The sequence below is a fragment of the Paludibacter jiangxiensis genome, from assembly GCF_001618385.1.
GTDB classification, from domain to species: domain Bacteria; phylum Bacteroidota; class Bacteroidia; order Bacteroidales; family Paludibacteraceae; genus Microbacter; species Microbacter jiangxiensis.
The window spans coordinates 174,099-198,537 of the sequence record NZ_BDCR01000001.1 but is presented as its reverse complement, the minus strand read 5'-3'; the positions used below and the strand labels follow the sequence as shown (position 1 = coordinate 198,537).

15 protein-coding genes are annotated in these 24,439 nt (G+C 41.5%); 8 read left to right on the top strand and 7 right to left on the bottom strand.

Annotated features, from left to right (window positions below; translation table 11 throughout):
• Positions 1-103: 103 nt before the first annotated feature.
• The 4 genes from PJIAN_RS00720 (at position 104) to PJIAN_RS00705 (ending at position 3,724) form a co-directional block, all read left to right on the top strand.
• Complete coding sequence (locus PJIAN_RS00720) at positions 104-1,378, top strand: magnesium transporter (RefSeq protein WP_068701120.1); 1,275 nt, start codon at positions 104-106, stop codon at positions 1,376-1,378.
• Positions 1,379-1,468: 90 nt separating this feature from the next.
• Positions 1,469-2,719, top strand: a complete 1,251-nt coding sequence (locus PJIAN_RS00715) for an Nramp family divalent metal transporter (protein ID WP_068701119.1) — start codon at positions 1,469-1,471, stop codon at positions 2,717-2,719.
• 39 nt (positions 2,720-2,758) lie between these two features.
• The gene (locus PJIAN_RS00710) at positions 2,759-3,235 is read left to right on the top strand and encodes a DUF2147 domain-containing protein (RefSeq protein ID WP_068701118.1); all 477 of its coding nucleotides are present in this window, start codon (positions 2,759-2,761) and stop codon (positions 3,233-3,235) included.
• Positions 3,236-3,511: 276 nt separating this feature from the next.
• Positions 3,512-3,724 carry a hypothetical protein gene (locus tag PJIAN_RS00705; protein ID WP_068701117.1) on the top strand — a complete coding sequence of 71 codons (213 nt, stop codon included), beginning with the start codon at positions 3,512-3,514 and terminating at the stop codon, positions 3,722-3,724.
• 64 nt (positions 3,725-3,788) lie between these two features.
• Here the strand turns inward: PJIAN_RS00705 and PJIAN_RS00700 are convergent, their stop codons facing one another.
• From PJIAN_RS00700 to PJIAN_RS00670, 7 genes are all read right to left on the bottom strand, one after another.
• Positions 3,789-5,216, bottom strand: coding sequence for a transglutaminase-like domain-containing protein (locus tag PJIAN_RS00700; RefSeq protein WP_172795545.1), 1,428 nt, complete (start codon positions 5,214-5,216; stop codon positions 3,789-3,791).
• A 197-nt stretch (positions 5,217-5,413) separates the two neighbouring features.
• Positions 5,414-6,049: a hypothetical protein gene (locus PJIAN_RS00695; RefSeq protein ID WP_153802437.1), complete on the bottom strand. Its 636-nt coding sequence runs from the start codon at positions 6,047-6,049 to the stop codon at positions 5,414-5,416.
• A gap of 85 nt (positions 6,050-6,134) precedes the next feature.
• Positions 6,135-7,796, bottom strand: a complete 1,662-nt coding sequence (locus tag PJIAN_RS00690) for a hypothetical protein (RefSeq protein WP_068701114.1) — start codon at positions 7,794-7,796, stop codon at positions 6,135-6,137.
• A 43-nt stretch (positions 7,797-7,839) separates the two neighbouring features.
• Positions 7,840-9,012: a DUF4249 domain-containing protein gene (locus PJIAN_RS00685; RefSeq protein WP_068701113.1), complete on the bottom strand. Its 1,173-nt coding sequence runs from the start codon at positions 9,010-9,012 to the stop codon at positions 7,840-7,842.
• 4 nt (positions 9,013-9,016) lie between these two features.
• Positions 9,017-11,704 (bottom strand): TonB-dependent receptor, encoded by a 2,688-nt coding sequence (locus PJIAN_RS00680; protein WP_068701112.1) that lies wholly within the window; start codon positions 11,702-11,704, stop codon positions 9,017-9,019.
• Between the two features lie 494 nt (positions 11,705-12,198).
• On the bottom strand, positions 12,199-14,049 hold the full coding sequence (locus PJIAN_RS00675; RefSeq protein ID WP_068701111.1) for a glycoside hydrolase family 13 protein: 1,851 nt from the start codon (positions 14,047-14,049) through the stop codon (positions 12,199-12,201).
• A gap of 175 nt (positions 14,050-14,224) precedes the next feature.
• On the bottom strand, positions 14,225-14,689 hold the full coding sequence (locus PJIAN_RS00670) for an Lrp/AsnC family transcriptional regulator (RefSeq protein WP_068701110.1): 465 nt from the start codon (positions 14,687-14,689) through the stop codon (positions 14,225-14,227).
• 392 nt (positions 14,690-15,081) lie between these two features.
• Between PJIAN_RS00670 and PJIAN_RS00665 the strand changes: the two genes are divergently transcribed.
• From PJIAN_RS00665 to PJIAN_RS00650, 4 genes are all read left to right on the top strand, one after another.
• Positions 15,082-17,928 (top strand): helix-turn-helix and ligand-binding sensor domain-containing protein, encoded by a 2,847-nt coding sequence (locus tag PJIAN_RS00665; protein ID WP_068701109.1) that lies wholly within the window; start codon positions 15,082-15,084, stop codon positions 17,926-17,928.
• 710 nt (positions 17,929-18,638) lie between these two features.
• Positions 18,639-21,740 carry a SusC/RagA family TonB-linked outer membrane protein gene (locus PJIAN_RS00660; RefSeq protein WP_068701108.1) on the top strand — a complete coding sequence of 1,034 codons (3,102 nt, stop codon included), beginning with the start codon at positions 18,639-18,641 and terminating at the stop codon, positions 21,738-21,740.
• Between the two features lie 65 nt (positions 21,741-21,805).
• Complete coding sequence (locus tag PJIAN_RS00655; RefSeq protein WP_084252270.1) at positions 21,806-23,629, top strand: RagB/SusD family nutrient uptake outer membrane protein; 1,824 nt, start codon at positions 21,806-21,808, stop codon at positions 23,627-23,629.
• Between the two features lie 130 nt (positions 23,630-23,759).
• Complete coding sequence (locus PJIAN_RS00650) at positions 23,760-24,395, top strand: hypothetical protein (protein ID WP_068701106.1); 636 nt, start codon at positions 23,760-23,762, stop codon at positions 24,393-24,395.
• Positions 24,396-24,439: the final 44 nt, after the last annotated feature.

Genomic DNA, 24,439 nt, shown 5'->3' with positions numbered 1-24,439 from the left:
TATGGATGATGGTCCGGCGAATAGTACAAAAGTATTAACCTGCGATTAGCGGGAAGGCCGGTTCATGCCTTCCTTCGACACCGCACAAAGAAGGAGGGTTTTCATGACTTCTTTAACTACATTTTATCTCAGCCGCTTGATAGGCTGTCCAATTTTTGATGCCCGTGAAAATATTCTGGGCAAAATCACTGACGTATATGTACGCGTTCCGGTTGTTGATCCCGAAAGCGACGAATCACAACGCCCTCAGGTAGTTGGGTTTGCCGTGAAAGTGGATGGCAAAAAGAAAGATGCTATTCTCAACGATCTGCAAATTGTAAAGTTCGGAATACGCTACAAGGTACAATGTCAGTCAATGATTTACGTGCAATCCGATCATCTGTCGGATGCAATTTTGCTGAAAGACAGCATTCTTGATAAGCAAATTGTGGATATTACCGGCCGTAAACTGGTTCGGGTCAATGATATCCGTATGGTAGCCATTGCGGCAGGCGTTTTTGTTGTTGCTGTGGATGTGGGAACCGAAGGTTTGCTTCGCCGTATCGGCATTGATCAGGTAATCAAGTATATTTTGCTACCTTTCAACGGACGTATTCCTTCCAAGTTTATTTTGTGGGACGATGTGGAAGCTATTGATTTGAGTACTCTCAGTATTCAGCTTTCGAAATCGCGTTCCAAGCTCAATACGCTTCACCCTTCCGACCTTGCCGATATTATTGAGGATTTGAGTCGTTCCTCCAAAACTACTCTTTTCTCGTCTTTGGACGAAGAACAGGCTGCCGATGTATTGGAAGAACTCGAGGTGAAGGAACAGATTCATATCATCGAAAGCCTTCCGGTCGAAAAAGCTGCCGATGTACTCGAAAAGATGCCGGCTAACGAAGCTGCCGACCTGATGGATTATCTGGAAGACGAAAAAGCAGAACAGTTGCTGCATGAGATGGAGCCTGAGGCTTCCGAAGAGGTGCGCGATTTGCTCGAATATCCTGATAGTACCGTGGGTAGTATTATGACCACGGATGTACTCACCTTCACCGAAGATCAAACAATAGCGGAAGTGCTCGATTTTATTCGTAAAGAAGAGCCTGATATGGAGTCGCTTTATGGACTCTTTGTGTTGGATAAGAATAACGAACTGGTGGGTACGATTACCATGCGTGATTTGCTCATCTCCGATCCGACAACCCCGTTGGAAGATGTGATGGATGATAATCTGAATTGCGTCAACGACTACGACAAGCTCGATTCTCTTTCGGAGCTGGTGTCCAAGTACAACCTGCTGGCCGTTCCTGTTACCAACGATAATAACGAACTGGAAGGAATGGTGGTGGTCGATGATATTATCGACGACTTGCTCGGTAAACGGAGAACAACGTAAACTCAATTTGAATCGACGATCAGCGAAGCTAAAATTAGTCAATATGCCAATGTGCTAATTGAACTGCTTATTTATTTTCAAATTAGACTCATGGTTTTCAAAAAATATAATCAGAACTTATACAAAAAGATAGGATTGTTTTTGGCAGTCCTGGGGCCGGGATTGATTACCGGCAGTGTCGATAACGATGCGGGTGGCATCACCACTTATTCGGTTGCCGGTGCTGTGTATGGTTATAATCTGCTGTGGACGCTGATTCCGTCCTTCATAGTCCTGGTGGTCATTCAGGAGATGAATGCCCGCATGGGAATCGTTACGGGTAAAGGATTAGCTACGCTGATTCGCGAAAATGCCGGTGTGAAAATTACCTTCTTTATTTTTATGGGATTATTACTGGCTGATATTGGTAATACTACCACCGAATTTGCCGGTGTGGCAGGTAGTCTTGAAGTGTTCGGTGTAAGTAAATATATTTCGGTACCGCTGGTGGCTGCTATTGTCTGGATACTGGTGGTGAAAGGCACCTACACCATTGCCGAACGGATTTTCCTGATTTTTAGTGTCTCTCTGTTAACCTATGTGGTTTCGGCAATTTTGGGTCATCCGCATTGGGGAACCATCGGTCACTCTATAGCTCACCCGGAGATGAAAGCGGATAACCAGACACTTACCATGGTGTTGGGTATTGTTGGTACTACCATTGCTCCCTGGATGCAGTTTTATATGCAGTCTACCGTAATCGAAAAAGGGCTGAAAATTACACAGTATAAATACGTGCTTGCCGATATCGTTATCGGTTGTATTGCAACGGTGGTGGTGGCTTTCTTTATTATTGTGGCTTGTGCATCTACGCTGCATGTCAACAATGTGGTGATTAACGAGGCAAAAGATGCGGCTATGGCTTTGAAACCTCTGGCAGGCGAATTTGCTTCTCAACTGTTTGCTTTCGGTCTGTTTATTGCATCTATCTTTTCGGCAACAATTCTTCCGCTTGCTACTGCATTTTATGTTTGCGAAGCATTTGGTTTTGAAGCTGGTATCGATAAGAAGTGGAACGAAGCGCAGGAGTTTTATACGCTCTATACCGTCATTCTTGTGTTGGCTGCTGGTATTATATTATGGCCAAATGCTCCGTTGATCGGAATTTCCCTTTGGTCGCAGGTTATCAATGCGATACTATTGCCGGTTGTCCTTATCTGCATGATTTTGTTGGTTAATAAGAAAAAAATTATGGGCGAGCATACCAATAAACCGGTGGTGAACGCAATTGGCTGGATAACAGTGGGAATACTTATCAGTTTGTCATTGTTGTTGCTGATTATGCCGATGATTCATAAATAATTGTATCTTTGTGTCGAAATAAAAAATAAAATATTGAATATGAGTAAACTATATATTACAGCGTTTGTCTTGTTTCTGTCTCTGTCTTCTTCAATGTTGGCACAATCGAAAGCAGATCGGATTGTTGGGTATTACCTTACGTACGATGACGAAACAGGCAAAGAAAAATCGCAGGTGCAGATATTCAAAGCAGCTAATGGAAAATATTACGGACAGATAGTTTGGTTGAAAGTTCCGACAGATAATGGAAAGCCGAAGCTGGATGCTAAAAATCCGGATAAGCAATTGCAAACCAAGCCAATTTTGGGACTTCAGATGTTGAAGAACTTTGTGTATAATGCTTCGAAGGACGAATGGAGCGAAGGATCGATCTACAACCCGGCAAACGGGAAAACGTATAACTGTTTTATGAAATTTGAGAACGCTTCTAAGTTAAAAATCAGAGGATTTATCGGTTCATCCTGGATGGGGCTGGGAAAAACAGCCTATTGGACCAAAGAAGCCAATTCCCGGTAGGTAACTTAAAAAGAAATATACTGAAGCGACAAATTCTGAGCATGCGAATTTGTCGCTTTTTTTGTGCGGATTTATATTGTTGAAAAGTTCTGCTGAATTTTCCTGCACAGTTGAATCAAATGCATTTTTTCACTTTATATTTGTAGTGTTCTGATTGATAAACAACAATGTCCGTTAATGGCATATTGTAGGATATACAAGCTTTATGCTTTGCTGATGAGACAGGCTATAGCCGATATGGAATGAGCAATTTACTAACACCTAAAATCAGAGAAAATGAAAACGGTCAAAGGGAAAATTATATCGAAGATCGCACTTGCCTTTGGTATCTTAGGCATCTGTGCGTTGATAATCTTTTTTGTTCTTCCATTGGATAAGCCGGAAGATAAGTTGAATTTAATAGTCGGAGCTGCTTCTGCCGTTGCAATTTTTACCGTATTCTCAATATTTGCTACTGTTCAGGAGGACAAAAAACTGAAAAAACCATAGCGGTTCTGATATGATATAAAAAATAAGCCGGAATGCATGAAAAATCATGTTCCGGCTTTTTCTGTTATTGATAATCGACGTCCATGTGATAGTCCCACTTGTCGAAATAAAGATTTCCACCATTCCATTCGACTTCTCCTCTCTGGAAATCGACAGGCTCACTTCTCATGAATTTCTTTCCTGGATTGAAAGGCGCACTAATTTCATCGTTGACAATCAATCTGTAAGCATCCATGCCACTCATATAGAAGTAGCGCACCGAGTGATTGTGGCTGGGTTGTAATCCAAACGACATGTCGAGAGGCACCCATCCTACTCCTTCGTAATAAACTTCACACCAATCATGCAGATTTACTTCGTTGGGATGCAACATCCACCCGCTTTGCCATTTCACAGGAATGCCTTTGTAACGCGCCATTGTCATGAATAAAAGCGTTTGCATGCCACAATCACCGCGGCGATGTTCGAGCACATATTCGGGAATGTTGTCCATGGTGGAATATTCCAGCGCGCCAGACCAAATGATATGTCCATCAATCCATTCATACAATTTCTGTACAATCTTTTCTGGGCGTTTTTCTTTGCCTACAATCTTGTCGGCCAAAGATTTGATATGAGCGGTGAAAAGAATGTGCTTTCCTTGTTGTTCAGTGTATTTTTTGTATAACTCCGATTTCTTTTTGTAGGGAGCAATTCGGGTTTTGTTTAAGTCAAAATATTGGGCAGATCCGGTGTAAGATACTTTGATTCTAAATTCAGTGGGTTTATTGGCGACTGCTTTCTTTTCCATATAGATGGAGCGATGCCCGCACGAATCGGGGGCTATTTTGTAATCTTTTTTCGAAGCTTCGAGCAACAGTACATTGCTTTGACGGGTTCGGTTTTCTTTTGGAAAAGGCAGCCAGCAACGTAATGTTTCTCCGGCAGGGACAACATCGGGTTTGACAGAGACGGTGTATGTAAGTGTGTAATGAACCGGAGACGAAAGTGATCCCGGTTGTGTGGTTTGTGCTATGGCATGAGCCGTGTGTCTCAGTCTGAATGCAGTAAGCGAATCAATAGGAGCGGGTCGGTGATTTGCACTGTCGTTGTATTGGTTAAGTCGTAATTTCAGATTGCTGACAGCGCGGTTGAAGTAACGTTTCTGCCCATCTATGATTTTGCATTCCAGCCAATTGTTTTCCTCCCAAAGCTTTTTGTCGTTCAGGGTGAAATTGCCGATTTTAGTTCTGATTTGCGCTTCGGTTTTTGGCTCGGATAGGCTGAAGTCCAGTTGTATGCGGGAGGCAATTTCGCACAAAGAGTCAATTTTACTAGCGTCTTCGTTAGTCGGGTTTGCGCGTCGTATAGAATCAGAAAAGTGTTTCAATTCGGAATATTCTCCATGATTGAAATAGTGTTCCGCCTTCGTGAATTCGGATTTGTTCGCAAGCAGAAGTCCGGTTGTAACGCAGCAAAATAAGAGTGAAAATAAGAGCTTTTTATTCATCATCAACATAGCTAATCAACAGAAATGAAAGTAAGTGTGGAATAGATTTTTAATTCACTTTGCAAAGTTACATGAAATTTTGCAGACAACGGGACGGAAATGCCCGGTCGGATTGATTTTGCAAATAACTGAGTGTTTTAATGCACTGTTTTTTGTCAGTTAGTATAATATGTCAATTAAGCTGGGTGGACGATTCGGGCTTATTTGTTTGTTGTCAAAATTTCTTGGTCTATTAAGTGGGTCAATTCAATACACTGATCCTCGGAGCTAAAATCCAAATGATTTTTTTTAGCTAATTGAACGATTGCTTTTTTGTGTTCCGGAAAATACTTTAAGAAATATCGCATGCGTAATTTGTGCATCTCCATCCATCTGCCATCCGGCAGTTTGAAAAAATAAATATCTTTTGGTGTCAATATCTCGAGTTCATACAGGATGTCATTATCTCTCTTAATTACCATTCCTGTACGCTTAATTTTGCGATAAATATATAAAGCCAGATTTCCCTCATAGGTTGTTTCCAGAAATATTTTCTGATTGTCAGATGCTATTGGTACGAATATTTGTTTGTAATGTATTGATTGATCACCTTCAGGTTGTATCCAGAATTCGGCAATGTTTGCTTTGTCTAACTTGAATCTTTTGAAGTTGCTTGGGTTAAGCCAGATAACTTCATCTAAATAACCATTATATTTTATTTTCTCGCCAATAATCGTATCTCCCGTGTTGAGCACGATGCTACTCTTGGTCCATTCTGGTGTAACGAACGGAGAGCCTTCGTATTTCTTTTCCACAAAGATGTCTCCGGTCAGTTTTGGGGTATAAAGCGAATCCAACTGACTATGGTTTTGCGAGAAAACGACGAGGTTCCAGCATGCCATAAAGAGGAGAATCAGAATTTTCTTTTGTGTCATAAATGCATTATTTTACTTCAATTTTTGTGCTGGTACATACGGGTTCTCCGTTTTGTGTAAATCCTTCCGCTTTAATGGTGTAAGTTCCTTTGTTTTCGGAAGTAAAAAATACAATTTCAGTATCTTTCTTGTCGAAAATGAAAATGTTGGGATTCCAATAAAGCAGTTGTGTTACAAACGGTTTGTTTTTGTTTGCTGTTGCAGGATCTGCATTGGCCGATAAAAAATAATTATTGGCGATTGCCGGATTCATAATTCGTAACGAGTAACTGGCGGGAGTGAGTGTCCGAATGAGATTTTCTTTCCCGCTAATGGCTACCATTCCCTGAAAAACTAAATCTCCAAAGCACCTTTCTTTATAGAGAACGTCTATTTTTTTGATAATATCCGATCCGAAGTCTAAGATTTTATTTATATCATCGACATAAACGCCATCCAGAAATAGGGCGGCACCTTTGTTTTCGAATTGATTGCTTGCTGCGCCTAAAATATCCAGCCATTTTTTGTCTCCCTGCTTTCTGATATAAAGTAGGGGAACCAGCTCGGTTACAATTTCCGAAAAATTATCCAGAGGGGTAAAGTCTGCCGGATAAATGGTAGTTGCGGATCCGAAATAAAACCGTGGGGCAGGAGCTGGTTTTACCTCATTTGCTTTTTCTTGTTTGTGTGGATCTATTTCGTATGATTTATTGATGTAGACAACGTTTTGACTCTTAGTAAAAAAAGCAGTGTCGATGCCAGCAAGGGGAGATGGTGTGAATTTCTGATTCAAAGCAAATTTGTCTTCAATTTTGATTTTCCAGTTTGCATTTTTGGGGACATCTTTTATGGTTAGAAACAGATCTTTCCCATCGTAATAATTGCTTAAAAACATGCGAAATTTTCCTTCGGAATCTGTAATAGCGTATTTTAGATTCGGAACTGTGTCGATACGGGATAATAATACGACAGCGTTTTTGATTTTTTGCTGACTGGTTGCATCAAGGACTTCTCCTTTTAGGATATTTCCTTTTGTCTCGGGCAAATATGCGTAAGTTGTAATGAGTTTATGGTCAAAATTATTAGCGGGTTCGGCCGGTTTGCAGGTGTATTGACTGTTGCTTTCAAAAACAGAAACGGCAACATTGGCTCCGGATGATACCGAATGCAATTTGACGGCTATTCTCTGGCAGGGCTTGTAGTGGGTAGAATCGCATTCAATGCTTAACGGGCTATCCGTATTTGCTGATTGCTCACTGGTCGGTTTGGATTTATTTTTATAAAAATCAAAGTTTGTATCCGATTGGTTGATAATGGTTAATTGTTTTTTGAAATAGAATTTTTCGCCGTAATTGCGTAGTAGGTTTGTAAACGCTACAATTTGGTATAAACCGGAGCTCAAGGTGTCGGGCAACGAAATATTACCGTTGGCTGCGCCGTCGTCGATGCGGATTCGGAGTTGTCGGATAGTTGTCGAGTTGGCGTTTCTAAGCACAATGTACCCAATCTTACTTATAGAGGAAGGACGGTGGGTGGCGGCATCCAGAACGTCCAGCTTGAATAAGACCGGCTCGCCTGTAACATAAGTTTCCCTGTCGGTTTGCAAAGCGAGTTTCTCTATGGGGAAATTCTGAGCAAAGGCGCTGTATAAAATGCAATGAACAAATATGATTGAAAGAAGATATTTCATTTGCAAATAGCTTGTTGTATAATGGTCATATGGAACTCATGTTTTATAATACCCCATGTCCCCACCAGGATGGATAAGGAAGGTTTCCTAAGTAGAAGTCCTTTGGTGGCAGGCTTTCGCATGCCCAATATTTATTTTCAACAAGAGTGTTTGGTGGTATTTTAACAGTAGGTACTTTGTTAATTAGTACAGAATTATCCCCTTGTCGTATGAAGAAGGCTGTGTTGACTACTGATGAGGCTTCAAAGAATCCCAATACCGTTTTTGAAGGATTATTTGTGCATTTTATGTTGCTATATAGTTGTGATGCAATTGGATCAAATATTTTGCCGGAAGCATTGAGTTGTCCTTTGGCTGCTTTGTAAAAAGCATAGGTTGCGTCATTTAATGTGTATTGGTTAATCTTTAAATAAAAATATAAATATGCCACACTGGGAACAAATTTGAGATCTTGATCGGCCTGATATCCGGCAATCGAAAATGGGATAAATCCGATTTTATGATTTGATATACTGTTGTTTGCGCTCGTAGAAATCTCATCCGTGATATTTACATTGTTTTCGATGGATAAATTTGTTGCCCATCCATGACATAAATATCCGGTGCAGTAGCTGATGTCGGTTGCGTCTATAGAACCATATGGGGTAACCGGAGGTATAGAATATCTGTATTGAACTGTTAAGTTTGTTGTAAATCTGCACTTGATTTTATCAGAAGAAGAATTTAACAGGTCAATCCGAACGTCAGCCCCCGTTAGTGTCAGCAACGATTTGTCTGAATCCAGAATTTTTTCAGTAGTATAATAGGATTTGATGCTGTCGTATGACTGAGGGGCTGGAAGTTGTTGAGGGTCTGATTCATACATATAACCATCCTCTGTTTGAATTTGTAGTTTATAACTGTTTCCGATTTTGGTCACAAAAGATGGCGGCGTGGTATATTCTCCCTGTGATGTTTCTTGCAGTGGATATGATCCATTGTTGTCAAAAATAGTAAGTTTGGCATTAGATACAGGATCGGGGGAAGAAACGGAACCTGAACCGTATTTTACCGCCTTACTCAGTTTTATTACGAATGGCCCGCTTGCATTGGTAATGAGTCCGTCTACTACCAATAGCTCGTTGTCGGAAATAACTTTGGGGTAGTAAACTTCCGAACAACCTGTAGTGCAAAGTATCAACAATGCCAATATGGATAAATTGAAGTAGCGAGACATAGTGTTAAAATGAGAAATTAAAGGTTAATGTGGGAATCGGTTTTGAAATGATAAAGAGTTCATACAGATTGAATGCCTGCGAAATCTTGGATGAATTCTTGTAATAGGTAGAATAAGGATTCTTTTGTGCATATACATTAATGATGGAAAGCGTCCAGCTTCCTTTGAAAACCCGTTTCAATCTCAGATTTTCTTCATGTGTAATGGCAATATCTAAACGGTGGTAATCTTCGAGCCTGTACTTGTTCCTGTCAGAATAGTAGAGGTACTGGTTGCCTTGAAATATATATTTGTACTCCGGCAATGTGGCCGGTTGCCCCGTTCGATAGGTAAATGTGCCGGAAAGCCACCAGCGGCGGGTTAGATGATAATTGCCTGTAACGACCAGATTGTGTGGTATATCAAACGTAGAGGAATAGTATTTGTTTGAGTTGATTTGATCGGTAGCATATGGGCTGTTGGTATGGCGAAGTGAGCGAGAATAGGTGTAACTGATCCATCCTGTTAGACTCCCGGTGTTTTTTTTGACAAACAGTTCTGCTCCGTAATTATGCCCGGATGCTTGTAATAAGTCAGCTTCTAACTGGTTGTTCATGAAGATGGTGGCTCCATTGCGATAGTCGATTAAGTTGTCCAGTTTTTTATAGTATACTTCTATGGATGTCTCGATGCTGTTGTTCATGAAGTTGCTGAAATAGCCCAGCGCTATCTGATTGCAAACGAGTGGTTTGATGTTGGGGCTGCTTAGTTTGTACACATCCGAAGGCGACATTACCGATGTGTTTGAAATGAGGTTTATAAATTGGCTGATGCGATTGTAACTTGCTTTTATGGAGCTTGACTTTCCAATTAAATAACGAACCGACAAGCGGGGCTCAAGGCTTGAATACCATTTGACAATGGAATGGTTGCCATAAGATCGGGTGTTAATGATATTTTCCTGCGTGGAAGCAGCGTCGGGTTTGAATATCAAAACCTCGCTCGGACCTAGGTTGGCATATTGAGTAAATCGCAACCCCAAATCGGCACTGATTTTTGGAGAAATCGTCCAACTGTCAGATAGATACGATGCTACTTCGATGCCTTGTTCCGAATTGATTTTTTTAGCTTGAACAGTCGACAGTGAATCGTAAGGGCTCAAATAGCCCGGGTGAATTTTGTAAAGGGTGGCATTGATGCCGCCTTCGAGTGAGTGTGTGTCATTGGGTCTCCAGCCAACATTCGTTTTCGTCGTGTAATATTGGACGGACGACTTGAACTTATAGGCGGTTGTTTTTTGCAATGTGTCTCTTTCGTTTTGGTTGTTTTGATAACGACTCATCCCTATGACGATACTCGCATTGATTTTGTCGTTCACAATGTGTTTATATTTAATTGAGGCGAGCGTATTGTCGTATTGGTAAGGGTTTTGTTTCGTAAAGCCGAAATGGTCGTTGCTGTAATAGCCAAAAACGGAAAGGTGGTCCTTGGGTGTTATGGCTATGCTGACGAGAGAATTGATGTCGTAGAACCTTGCCGAACTTTGTTTTAGGTCTTCATCGGGCATGGCGTGAAGTAACCAGTCGGAGTAAGATGACCGGCCACTGATTTGCCAGTAAACTTTTTTGTTGAAGAGGGGCGTTTCGTAATTCATGCGAGAATCAAGAAGCCCGATGCCGGCTCGCAAGGAAGGCTTTTCTCCATTGTTGTTGAAGCGTACATCCATTACCGAAGATGCTCTTTCTCCGTACTTGGCGGGAATTCCTCCTTTCATTAAGGAAACACTGTTGATGCCATCGGAGTTGATGGCCGAATTCATCCCGAAAACGTGAGCCGAATTGAATAACGGAACATCTTCCAACAGAATCAGGTTTTGATCAGACCCTCCGCCCCGTACAAAAAAGCCAGTACCAAATTCACCTGTCGACTGTACTCCGGGCAGTAGTGTCATGTTTTTAATAATATCTCGTTCTCCCAAAGTTAGAGGAAGTTCTTTTATTACTTTGGATGTAAGTTTGAGTGTGCTCATTTGCGCACGATTGACATTCTGATCCATGGCGGTGCCCATAACGAGCACTTCCTTTAGAAGAATGGAGCTTTCTGCCATCTCAAAATCAACAATGCCGCTACCGTTGACTCGAATCATACGGATTTCTTCTTTCAGCCCCGGATAATACAGGCGGATGTCATATTCGCCCGGCGGAATGGTTGCTTTGTAAGATCCGTTTTTGTCGGCTGTCCAGCTCAGATTGATTTTGTCGATGGAGAGTTTTGCGCCTGATAATGGAGCTCCGGTTTTAGCATTCAGAATTTTTCCTTTTAGTTGTGCCAGAGTCGGAGTTTCGTTCTTGCTTTTGTCTCCAATAATTAAGACTCCATTTAAGTCTTTTTTGTTGGAATAATTTTTTAACCTTGGAGGTGCGAATGCGTAAATGTCAGAATTTAACCGTATGCAATCCAATTCGGAGATTCGTTTGATGATGGTAAGGCATTCATCGAGAGGGCGGCTTGCAATTGACTCGCGGAATTTTTTGGCGGCAAACCACTGCGGATTGAAGTAAAGTTTGATGTGGTGGTTCGCCTCAATTCTTCGGGCTAAGGTATCAATAGGAACCAAATCGTTCTTTTGTTCGGCTAAGGTGATTTGCTGAGCCTGCATGAAAGGGGCTTTCATGCTTATAATAAAAATGATAAGCACAAGAATTGGTTTCATCAACTTTAAGGTTAGTAATTGAACGCGAACAATCTATCGTCTGTGTATTTACAGAAGAAGATGAAAAGTGTGTTTTTCTGATCCCTTTTTGGTCGGTGTGTTAAGATAAACATCCCTACCAAAACTATTTTATCAAGATATATTTTGTTAAATAAATCGAGCGAAATATAGATATTTTATTTCATAATGAGGGGTTTATGTTTGAAAAAATATTTTTATTGTTCAATTATATGCTTGATTTATTGTTTGTTGTGTTTATTAATCTGTTTGTTAAGTACTTAGGTTTTTCACAAGGGAAGCCCTTGTTATTGTTTTTTGTGTGCTAGCGTGTCTGTTGTTTTGTTTTCGGATGAGAGATAGGTAGTTAGGAGGAAAAAATAACGAAAGAAATGGATGAGTCCGGATTGGAGTGAGGTAAAAGTGTTGAGGCGTATAAACAAAAAGCAGAAACCGAAACCGGTTCCTGCTTTCTTATTTACGAGTTTGTTTTGCTGTTATTTTAGTTCCAATATTAAAGCTGACTTTTTGGGGAGGGTGATTGTGTTGGCCAAAAGATATTTTGTTCCGGTAATCACGTCTGTTCCTTCTTGGTGGCTTTTAATTCCTTCAACAAACCGATCTGTTTTGAGGTTTTGTTCGTTGTCGTTGTTGTTGAGAATAACCATAATGGTTTCTTTGTCGTTATAGCGGAAATAGACATAAATATCGTTTTCAGGAACATAATGCAACAGTTTTCCGGTATGAATTACCTCCTTGCTTTTGCGCCAGTTGAGCAACTTTGATGTGAAATCATAGTAGCTTTTCTGGAATTGAGTTCTTCCCTGTGGAATAAAAGCATTGATACTGTCACCTGCCCATCCTCCGGGAAAATCACGACGGATATCGCCGTCACCTTTATTTTTGTCGCCGGTCATTCCTATTTCTGTGCCATAATATATTTGGGGAATTCCTCTTGTAGTCATTAAAAACGACATTGCCATCTTATATTTATCAAGATCGCCTTTCAAGGTGTTGTTGTAGCGTTGCGTGTCGTGGTTCTCGGCAAAAATGAAGAGGTTATTCGGATTGGCGAAAAGGTAATCTTTTGCAATGGTATTGTATAGTTTATTCATCCCTTGTTCATTCCATCCATTGCCTTGTTCATTGAAACAGGTTGAAAGAGCGTCATTCATTACGAAATCCATTGGAGTAGGCAAATAAGAATTGTAGTGTAGAGAGTTTACTGCATCTTTCTGCCAAAAGGCAATGTCTTCCGAACTGTGTTGCCATGTTTCGCCCACAAGGTTGAAATGGGGGTATTCTTCGAGAATAGCTTTTGCCCATTTTGCCATGGCGTTGCGGTCGTTGTAAGGATACGTATCCATACGAATGCCGTCCAAATCGGCAAATTCGATCCACCAGATATTATTCTGAATATAATAGGTCCAAAAATAGGGGTTGTTTTGGTTCATGTCGGGCATGGTGGTGTCGAACCATCCTTCCTGATCCAATTTCAGATCGCATTGTGCGGTGTGTATGTCTTTGGTTGTGATTGCTTTGTGGTTGCTTCGCGTAAATGTCGGCCACTGATGAATCCAGTCTGTCATCGGCAGGTCTTTCATCCACCAGGCTCCGATTCCACCATGGTTAGAGACCATGTCCATAATGGTTTTCAGACCTTTCTGATGCCCTGCGGCTACCAGCTTTGCAAAATCGTCGTTGCTTCCGTAACGCGGGTCAATTTTGTAAAAGTCGCTGATGGCATAACCGTGATACGTGTATTGTGTATAATTGTTTTCAAGTAACGGCGTGCTCCAGATGGCAGTTGCACCCAGTTGTTTGATGTAGTCAAGATGATCCTCAATGCCTTTGATGTCTCCGCCATGGCGACCGTAGTCGATGGTGCGGTTGGCTTTTTCTGGTTGAGAAGCCACATTGTCGTTAGTAGGATCTCCATTGGCAAAACGGTCGGGCATCAGTAGGTAAACCACATCGGAAGAGGTGAAGCCCTGTCGGTTTGCCGAGCCGGCTTTGCGTTTTTTTAGTTCGTACGTGTAAGTCGCTTCTGTTCTTCCGTTTTGTTTCAAACTAATATTCAATTTGCCGGCTTTGGCTGTTTTAGAGTCGATGGTCAGATCAACAAAAAGGTAATTGGGGTTTTCAACCTTGTTGACTTTGATGATTTTAACTCCGGGATAACTGATCGAAACCTGATTTTTGGAAATATCTTTTCCGTGAATCAGCAGTTGTAGTTTTGGATTTTTCATTCCAACCCACCAAAAGGCAGGTTCGACGCGTTCAATTTGTGCATTCAGAATGGTTGTTGAGATTGCAAGTAGGCAGACAACAAAAATGGATTTGTACATAGATTAGGTAATGTTGGAAAATTGATAGGGGTCAAATATAGAACAATTTGAGCTATTTAGATTGTTGTCCTGATTGAAAAGCGATGAGCGCCTCTGCAAACGTTTCCAATTGCATTTAAAACGAACAACCCTGCCGGACTAAGTCAGACAGGGTTGTAATTTGCGTCGTCAAAAGTTACTCTTCGGTTAATATCGGGATTTGGCGCAGTATGCGCTGATCCAGTACCGTGAGAGTTTCGGTAGCAACAATGCCGTCGATTTCCTGAATGCGTCCGTTGAGCAATTCAAGAAGATGTTCGGGATTTTTTGCATACATTTTTATAAGAAGCGAGTACGGTCCGAGGGTGTAGGTGCATTCTACAATTTCAGGAATTGTCTCTAATTTTGGCACCACCTCTTTGTACATGGAACCTTTTTCGAGAGTAATTCCGATATAGGTACACATGCTATAACCAAGTGCTCGGGGATCAACATAATATCCGGAACCGGTTATTACTTTCATATCTATCAGCCTTTGCACACGTTGGTGAATGGCTGCGCGCGAAACATCACATTCTTCGGCTACATCCTTGAATGGAGTCCGTGCATTTTGCGTGATGATTTCTAATATTTTGCGATCTAGGTTGTCTATTTTTTCCATATGATATAAGAAAATAGTTTACAAAGATACAAAAAATATGAAACTTCAAAGCTTTTTGCATGCTTTTAACTTGTATTCTTTTCAAAAGGAACGAAAATGCTGTTATTAACTGACGTATAGTAAAATAGAAAGAGCTTTGCAGTGGGGTGAAAAGTGATTTGAGACTGCATAAATTATCTAAAACAGGCAAAAATTAAGTTTGTTTTGTGTTATTATGGGAATAAAAACGCCCGCTAATCAAACCTTTTTTTGTTTTCGTGTCGTCCACGCGACATCGCCACCTCGTTGTAAATTTATTATCTTTGCACCCTTGTCTTGAGAGTGAAATCGATTGATTTTCAGTTTTCAGGAAAATAATTTTACAATTGTTGAGTCAATCTTGAGTCAGAAACATGAAAAAGCACATCATACTATCTCTTTTTTTGTTAGTTATTCCATTTTCTCTTTTCCCCCAATGGAGCTATCCGGTAACCAATTTTACACGACAACAGTATAAGGCAGGTTCGCAGAGCTGGCAAATCAGACAGGGTGTAAATGGCTGGATCTATGTGGCTAATAACAAGGGCCTGCTGGAATATAACGGGCAGAGCTGGAACCGTTATGTGGTGCCGAACGATAATGTGAGAAGTATGATGATGGTGCCCGGCAAGCGACTCTATGTGGGCGGTATTGCCGAGTTCGGATACTTTGAAGCCGATAAGTCGGGACGACAGCAATATCACTCCATTTCCAGAAATGTAATTCGGCAAAAGGGTTCTTTTGGAAACGTGTGGAATATTTTTCAGTCGGATCAGGTAATTTATTACCAGACTGACGGAGTGTTGATTAAACAAACCGGAAATGCTGTGAGTTACATTGATGCCGGAATGAAACTCGATTGCTCGGTCTTGTTCAATGGAGTAATTTACACCGGGACTAAAAAAGGGTTGTTTATGTTGTTGGGGAACCGCTTTAGTATGGCCAAAAACTGTGAACAGCTTGTTGGAAAACGGATTCGTTCGTTGATTCCGTTGTCTGCAAATCAGCTTTTGATTGCCACCTCTAACGACGGACTGTTTATTTATGAAAACGATTCGCTTAAGAAGTTTAATACAGAAATTGACGCTTTTATCCGTGAGAACGAACTATTTTGTTGTGCCGTCTCACCTGGTTTTATAGCGATCGGGACTATCCGTAATGGTGTTGCTATTCTTAACCGGCAAGGTAAAGCCGTTACTTTTTCAAATATGAATAACGGCTTGCAGGACAATACCGTATTGAGCATGAGTTTTGATATGTCCGAAAATCTGTGGATGGGGCTCAATCGGGGAATCAGTACGTTGCGATTGAGTGGTGCACTTTCAACCTTGTATTCTTCGCCTAATTTTTACGGAGTTGGATATACGGCCAAACTGCTTGGAAATCATGTTTATCTGGGGACTAACGAAGGTCTTTATTATACCTCATGGCCGATTGCTGTTTCACCATATTCGCTAAAACTCAATTCTATAAGCAGTCTTAACGGGCAGGTGTGGGATCTGAATGTGATTGAAAATAAAATATTTTGCTCTCATGACAAAGGAGTGTTTATTCTTAATGGAGACCATATTGAAAGTAGTTTCGATACGGGAGGTGCCTGGTCGTGTAAACTTTCGGAAAAGTCGGATCGCGTGTTGATAGGTTGTTACAGTGGCATGTTTGTGTTGTGGAAACAAGATGGGCATTGGACCAAACTGAGCCGTATCAAGGGATTTTACGAATCGACTAAATTCTTTGAAGAAGATCGGTATGGAGTCTGGGTTAGTCATGACCAGAAAGGAATAATAAGATTGCAACTGGCTGCCGATGGCGTGACACTTCTACGTGTTAAAAGCTACGGATTTAACGAAGGCCTGCCGTCGAACCAGAAAGTGGGAATTGAAAAAATTGGAGGGAAAATTCTATTTATAACTCCAAACGGCGTTTATCGTTACAATGGGAAACGTGATAGAATGGAGCCGGATAATGGTGTAGGAAGCTTCAATAAATACTTTCAACCGGGCATCAAGCGGTTGGCTGAATCGTTTGGCAATGTGTGGACTCTGTCTGAAAGTCAGCTGAATCTATACACTCCTCAGGGTCGGCTTTGCGACAATATAAAAGGAGGGCTGGAACTGAAGGAGGGCTATGAAATGGTTTATCCGTTGTCTGGTCTGTCCGCGCTGATTGCCAGTGAAAAAGGGTTTTATATGGCACAATTTCAAAAGAAACAGTCTGCTCAGGCAAACCTCTTTCTGAAAGTCAACCGTGTAGTGTTATCGCGTTATGATTCTCTTCTTTATTCAGCCTCTTTTGGCGCCGAAAAGATGATGCCAAAAATTTCGTATAGATACAATTCTCTCCGGTTTGAGTTTGGAGTGGTCGATTATTTGCTTAGTTCGGGAGTAGAGTATTCGTATAAGCTCGAAGGTTATGATGACTGGTCGCCCTGGAGTCATGGAACGACGAAAGAATATACCGCTTTGCACGAGGGCGAATATACATTTAAGGTGAAAGCCCGCACAGCTAACGGTCAGATTGCTGTTGATGAGTTTGTTTTCAGGGTCAGGCCTCCCTGGTATCGTTCGTGGTGGGCTTATATTATTTATTTGATACTGCTTTATGTTGCAGGCAGATATTTGGTTACTCTTGATAAAAGAAGAATACGGCGTCATAGCCGGCAAATTGAAGCGCGGCAACAGGCAGAACTTGCAGCTCGTGAAGAGGAATTTCGCAGACTGGAAATGGAGCGGGAAAAAGAGATTATTAACTTGAAAAGCGAACAGTTGGAAAGTGATTTAATGCATAAAAGTCGTGAGTTGTCTAATGTTATGCTCAATTTTGTGAGCAAAAACGAAATGCTACAGGATCTGAAAAGCGACTTGCTAAAAATATCTACGGCAATACCAGAACAGGAAAACGTTCATATGAAGAAACGCCTCTTAGCTCTCTCTGGTAAGATTGATCAAAATATGCAGCACGACGAGGACTGGAAGAAGTTTGAACAGAATTTCGATTATGTCAACAACGGGTTTCTGCAGAAATTGACGGATCAGTATCCCGAACTTACCTACAGCGAACGGAAAATGTGTGTATATCTGAAAATGGATCTGCTTTCGAAGGAAATTGCCTCTTTGCTCAATATTTCGCCTCGTAGCGTGGAGACCGTTCGCTACAGATTGAGAAAAAAATTTGGGATGGAAAGGGACGAAAATCTGCGTGACTTCTTAAGTAAGCTGTAAGTTATTGTTTATTTAGTAATAAAAAATGCCGCTGTTATCAGGTGGCATTTTTTGTTGGTGTCAACGCAAGATTGTTGCACGTTTCATGTCCGTTTTTCTTCTTTTACGGTCTCATCTCGTAATGCTTAGTCTGAAAAATCTCTTATAGTTACTTTTTGCCGGATACGAAATAGTCAGAATGTTCGTGTGGGTGTTTGTTGTGTTAAAATAAATTGTAAATAGTTGATTTTGTAAGTTGTAAAATTTTAATGTCGTATTGTTGTTGTGTTTTTTTGTACCCGGTATACGTGTTTTTGTCGTGGGTAATTATGCCTTCCCTTCCACATCTTCCCTCTATTTTTGCAGCCGGAAATTTAGAAACAGGCACTCGCTGAAATCAGTGAGATGTGTCCGTCCATTTGCTCCTGCTGGAGCATTCTGATTTGGCCAACCTGAATGTCTTTTTTCATGAGAAACCTTGTACTCTCCGGATGGAATTATGTAACTGCTATTCTGCCTCTTTTGGTTCCTTCCTTCTGCATGCCGTACAAACATGTAGCCAAGATTCCTTTCTCATTGACAGAATAAGTTTCCTTTTCAGATGACGTCCATATGTGCGTCAAGGTTGATTAAGTCCAAAGTAATACACGGTATGTGTGATAAATACTTTTCAATTGAAATTAATTTATGAGAAATGATCCAATGTTAGTTAATGACTTAAAATTGTAAACATGAGGAAAATCAGACAAAATCTAATCTTACTGTTGTTGTGCTGTCTGTTCGGCACAATTTATGCTCAGGAAGCTTCCGTCAAGGGGGTTGTCCGTGATGCAGGCGGCGAACCTCTTGTAGGTGTTTCTGTTGTTATTAAGGGAACTACTACTGGAACGGTTACAGATATGAACGGGCAGTTCACAATCAAAACAAATCCCAGAGCGATCCTTGTGCTCTCGTATATCGGCTTCATTAAGCAGGAAGTCGAGGCAAAAGGAAGTGCTCCTCTCAGCATCAAGTTGATTGAAGATACAAAAAAACTGGACGAAGTGGTTGTCGTCGGTTATGGTGTTCAAAAGAAGGTAAACCTGACAGGTGCCGTTGAAGCTATTTCGGGTAAAGACATTGCATCCAGATCCACTACCGACGCACTTACTGCACTTCAGGGGCAAATGCCGGGTATTACAGTGCTGCGTAACAGCGGGCGTCCCGGGAATGAAGCTAACGGATTGCGTATTCGTGGGTTTTCATCAGCCAATGATGCAAGCGCGCTTGTGCTGATTGACGGCGTGGAAGGCGATCTTAAATTATTGAATCCAGATGACATCGAAACGATTTCAGTCCTAAAAGATGCAGCGGCTGCTTCTATCTATGGAGCTCGTGCGGCTGCCGGTGTAATGCTTGTCACCACTAAGAAAGGAAAAGCCGGAAAATTATCTGTAACCTACAGTGGCTCTTTTGGTGTTAACCTTCCGGGCAATATGCCTAAACGCATGCCGTCCTGGGATGAACAGGTTATTCTGAACGTAGCACAGGTCAATTCCGGAGGCACCGACGAATTCAACCCCGAACAAATGGAGTGGATCGGTAATCCGAACTTCAATTACTTGCCAAACGGTACACGTTGGAACCAGTTTTATGCTTCGACCAACTGGTTGAATGAAGGTACAAAGGACTATACAACTCAGCAAAGTCATTCTGTTACAGTAAGTGGAGGTCAAGGAGCAACGAAGTACTACGTATCAGGAGGTTATTATACAAAGAACGGGTTGCTTAAATATGGGCCTGATGACTATCACAGAACCAATTTACGCTCTTCGCTGAGTACGGAATTGAGTAAATATCTTGATTTTAATTTGATTACATCTTACGAAGAGAGTGTAACCAACGAAAACCCAGTGGGAGCAACCACGATCTTACAGGCTCTGTATACAGCGCGTCAACGTCAGGCAATTTATCTGCCGGAAGAGGATACTTTTTATTCTCAAAGCCCTTATAGTTCAGATTTGCAAATGAATGCGGTACAAGCAGAAAAAGAAGGCGGTCTTTCTCAAGCCCGGTGGAAAGCATTTACAGGAAATGCGAACTTACATTTGAAGGATTTAGTAAAGGGTCTTACAGTCGACTTAAATGCATCGCGTAAATCCGGATTCTGGAGTCAGGAAATCGATAAACCATACCGTAAAGGAAATGCAAGAAATGGAGCTGAGCGCTCTTATCCAATCAACAATCCGAACGGAGTGGCTAAAACTAAGAACAACGATTACCAGGACAAACTGGAACTTTTGGTTAACTACAACCTGAAACTGAACAAAAATACTTTTCATGCATTGGCCGGAGCATCATATGAGCAGTATAACAAGGATCAAATATCTGTTTCTGCTTCCAATCTCTTGAGTAACGATTTCTTCAGTTTGAATTACTATGCTAAAGATTTAGCTACTAATACGGTCGTGAGCGATGCGGTGCAGCCCTGGAAAATGGCTTCATTATTCGGACGGATAAACTATGATTATGCCGGCCGTTATTTACTGGAAGGTACGTTACGTTACGATGGTAGCTCCCGCTTGGCTCCGGGCAATCGCTGGAGTTTATTCCCTTCTGTTTCGGGAGGATGGCGAGTGAGTGAAGAGCCATTCTTTAAAGTGCCTGTCATCTCAAACTTAAAGTTACGTGCTTCGTGGGGACAATTAGGGAATAGTACCGCGTTGAATAGCATGTATTATCCTTATATCGGAACCATCTCCAGTGGTCAGATTATGAGTAACCCAATCTATTACCAGGGTAACATGGTGTCAAATGATGTAACATGGGAAACCGTAACGTCTACCAATGTCGGTGTTGATCTAGGTCTGTTCAAAAACCGCTTAACATTCACCGGTGATTATTATTGGAAAACCAACGATGATATGTTGGCTCGTGTACGTGTGGGTAACATTGTTGGATATAAAGCAGAAAATCTTGCTTATCAGAATGCCGGAATTTTGAAAACCTGGGGATGGGAAGTTTCACTTCAATGGAGAGATAAAATTGGAAAAGTAGGTTACAATGTCGGATTTAATATTGACGACAGCCAAAACCGTCTGGATAAATACGCCGGAAACAATGTGATTCAAGAAGGTGCCAATCGTCTGATTGAAGGCTATGCAATGAACACGATTTGGGGATACAAGACAGACGGATTCTGGAACAGTCGTCAGGAATACCTTGACTATAAAACTGCGCATCCCGGTTACCAAAGCTGGAATGACGGTATGATTGCCGGGGGTGATGCCAAATACTTGGCACAAGGCACTCCTGACCATACTATTGGCGTAGGTAAAGGTACTCCTGCAGACCACGGCGACCTGGTTTACCTCGGGAATTCCAATGGACGCTACAACTTTGGTGTAAACCTGGGTATCCAATGGAATGGTTTTGATTTATCGGCACTTTTTCAGGGCGTAGGCCAGCGTACTTTCATTGTTGATGCAAGTACATTGGCTATCAACGCAAACTCGTATCAAATGCCATGGACAATTCAGGAAGACTACTGGACTCCTACAAATACAGACGCTTACTTTGCCCGCCCGTATAAAGGCAGCAACTTCAATTACCATACGGCAGACAGATGGGTTCAGAATGGTGCCTATATCCGTTTGAAAAACATTCAATTGGGATATAATATTCCATTAAAAGTTTCTTTCATACAATCCATTCGCGCTTATGTGTCCGGCTCCGATGTATGGGAATCGAGCAAAGCATTGAGTGTGTTTGACCCGGAAGTCGGCAATAACCAAAGTCCTACTTATTATCCATTCTTCCGTACATGGATGTTCGGACTCAATGTTACTTTTTAAAATCAATGAAACGAATTCCACATCAGGGAAAATTTCATGTAGACAAAAAACAAAATCATAAACGTATGAAAAAAATACTATTTTATACAGCCATTTTGTTGGCAAGCGCCACTTTTTCAAGTTGCGACAGCCTGCTGGATGTTACACCCAAAAGTGACCTTACAGACGACGGATTCTGGAAATCGGAAGCTGACCTGAAAGGGGCTTGCAACCGTTTGTACGATCAGTTCGATGAAGTTGGTGGCCATGATACACGAGGCGATGATCAATGCATGGGTAGTGATGTCAGCACAGGTGCCTGGACAGTACCTGCAGAAAGTGATGACTGGAGTAAGCCCTATCGTCAGATTGCGACTGCAAACAACATTATAGACAAAGGTAGTAAGGCATCTGTAGATCAGACTACCCGTGACAAATACCTTGCAGAAGCTTACTTCTTCCGTGCCTATTATTATTTTCAGTTAGTGAGTAAATATGGAGATGTGCCTTTAATTCTGAAAACCTTCAAAAGTACTCAGGATCCGGATATTCAGGCTGAAAGAACCCCTCGCGAAGCAGTGATTCAACAATGTTATAAAGATTTGGACTTTGCAGCTGCCCACTTGCCCAAAGTAAGTGCATTGAGTACAACTTCGGAGTTTGACCGTCGCCGGGTGAGCCGCTCATCGGCGCTGGGCTTGGAAGTAAGAATTGGCTTGCACGAAGGTACCATGCAAAAATACCATAAATTGGGAAGCGACAGCCAGTGGAAAGCGCACTTGCAAAAGTCGATAGATGCTTACACTTTGCTGAAAGCAGAAGGACATGCCCTCTATACAGTCGGAGGTCCAGCTGTATCGTACCAGGCTTTGTTTTTTGATGAAAGCAACTTGACCAACAAAGAAATTATTTTTGCGAAAGCATACGGACCTAACGGTGGTAAAGGTACGGGTTATACCAACCATACGTATACCTTGCAGTGCGAAGGATCTAATGCAGTGACCCGAAAAATGATTGATATGTACCTGTATGCCGATGGTTTGCCTATTGACAAAACCACGTTGAGAATTACTCCAGAACCCTCATTCAATACTGCATTTGGCTATATGAAAGATGGTGTTACTCCGGCAGGAACAGGCAATATAGGCAAACGCGATCCACGCCTGATTATGAGTTTCTGGCGTATTGGAGATCCTCAGGATAACGCGAATGCCACTGTAGGTGATGCAAAAATCGGTTGGATTACTGTAGGTAAAGGCGCCTTTGCTCCTTTCGGAACGATGTCGACTCACCCGGCAGGTTATGTGCAGAAGAAAATGTTTGGTGGCAATGACCGTTACGGTAATGCTTCTCAAGCATCTGATTATACCGACCGCATTGTCATTCGTTGGGGAGAAATGCTCATCGCATACGCAGAAGCATTGTATGAACTGAATGGAAGTATTACCGATGCTCAATTGGATGAAACGGTAAATGCATTGCGTGCACGTGTTGGTTTTACAGTGAAACTTACAAATGCTTTCGTTACTGCTAATGGATTGAACCTGTTGAACGAAATCCGCCGCGAACGTACAGTAGAGCTTATGTGCGAAAACCTTCGTTATTCCGATTTGATTCGTTGGAAAATAGCAGAAACCGAATTGCCTCAAGCTATGGTAGGTGCAAAATATGTGGCTGCTGACAATGGTATTACCGTTGAAGACCCGGCCAGAACAGCACGTCTTACTGACGCAACAGGAAAAACGCCTAATGGATCGGTAGAATACTCAACCAATCCGGAACCGGGACTTTATGTGCTGCAATCGAAAACGATGCGCAAATTTGATGCTACAAAAGATTATTTCTATCCGATTCCTTCCTTTGACGTGGCGCAATCGGGTGGTAAGATCATTCAAAATCCTAATTGGTAACTAAGTACTCCATAGGTTATATGGTTTTCTAATTATTCTTATATAAAAATGTCCATGCTATTCGATTATTCGAATGCATAGTTGGATAGCATGGATATTGCCCTAATTTTTAATGATAAGATTCATATTTATGAAAAAAATATTATTCATCCTGTTGGCTCCAATGTTAATCTTTCTCGTGAGCTGCGAAAAAGATAACGTGTGGGGTGATGGCTTGGCAAAATACGACAACACCTATTATGTTACAAGCTACAAAGATACTTACAGCAACTTTCTGACTTACGAGATTGCTAATGATGGCAGTACACGCAGTAAAGAAGGTAGTAATGCGACTAATGGTACGTTTGGTGATTATGGAAAGGCCTGGCAGTCTGTGGGTACAACCGGAAAAGTGAATGTTCCTTTTTGGTTGAACAGCGAACGTACCGCTTTGTACAATCCGGTGAGTTTTGTTTGGATCACGGTGACCAATTCTTTGGTTGCAGGTACAGACTATCAAGTCATTTCCGCAAGTGGAACGACATTGGTCCCCAATAGTTCCGGAGCTTACGAGATGACCTGGCCTCAAGCAAAAAAAGGAATGCAGTCTTTGGTCATACAGCGTCTGAGCACAAAAACAGGAAGACTGACACTGAATGTTCTCAATCCTGCCGGTGGAGTAATTAACACAAATGACATTTCTTTATTTGTGAATAACCATACCGACCAATATGAAATCAGGGGAATCAGCAATGACTATAATCATACATTCGTAGATTTCAAATAGGATATAAGGTATTGTATTTATGGCAAAAAAGATTTTTTCGCTTA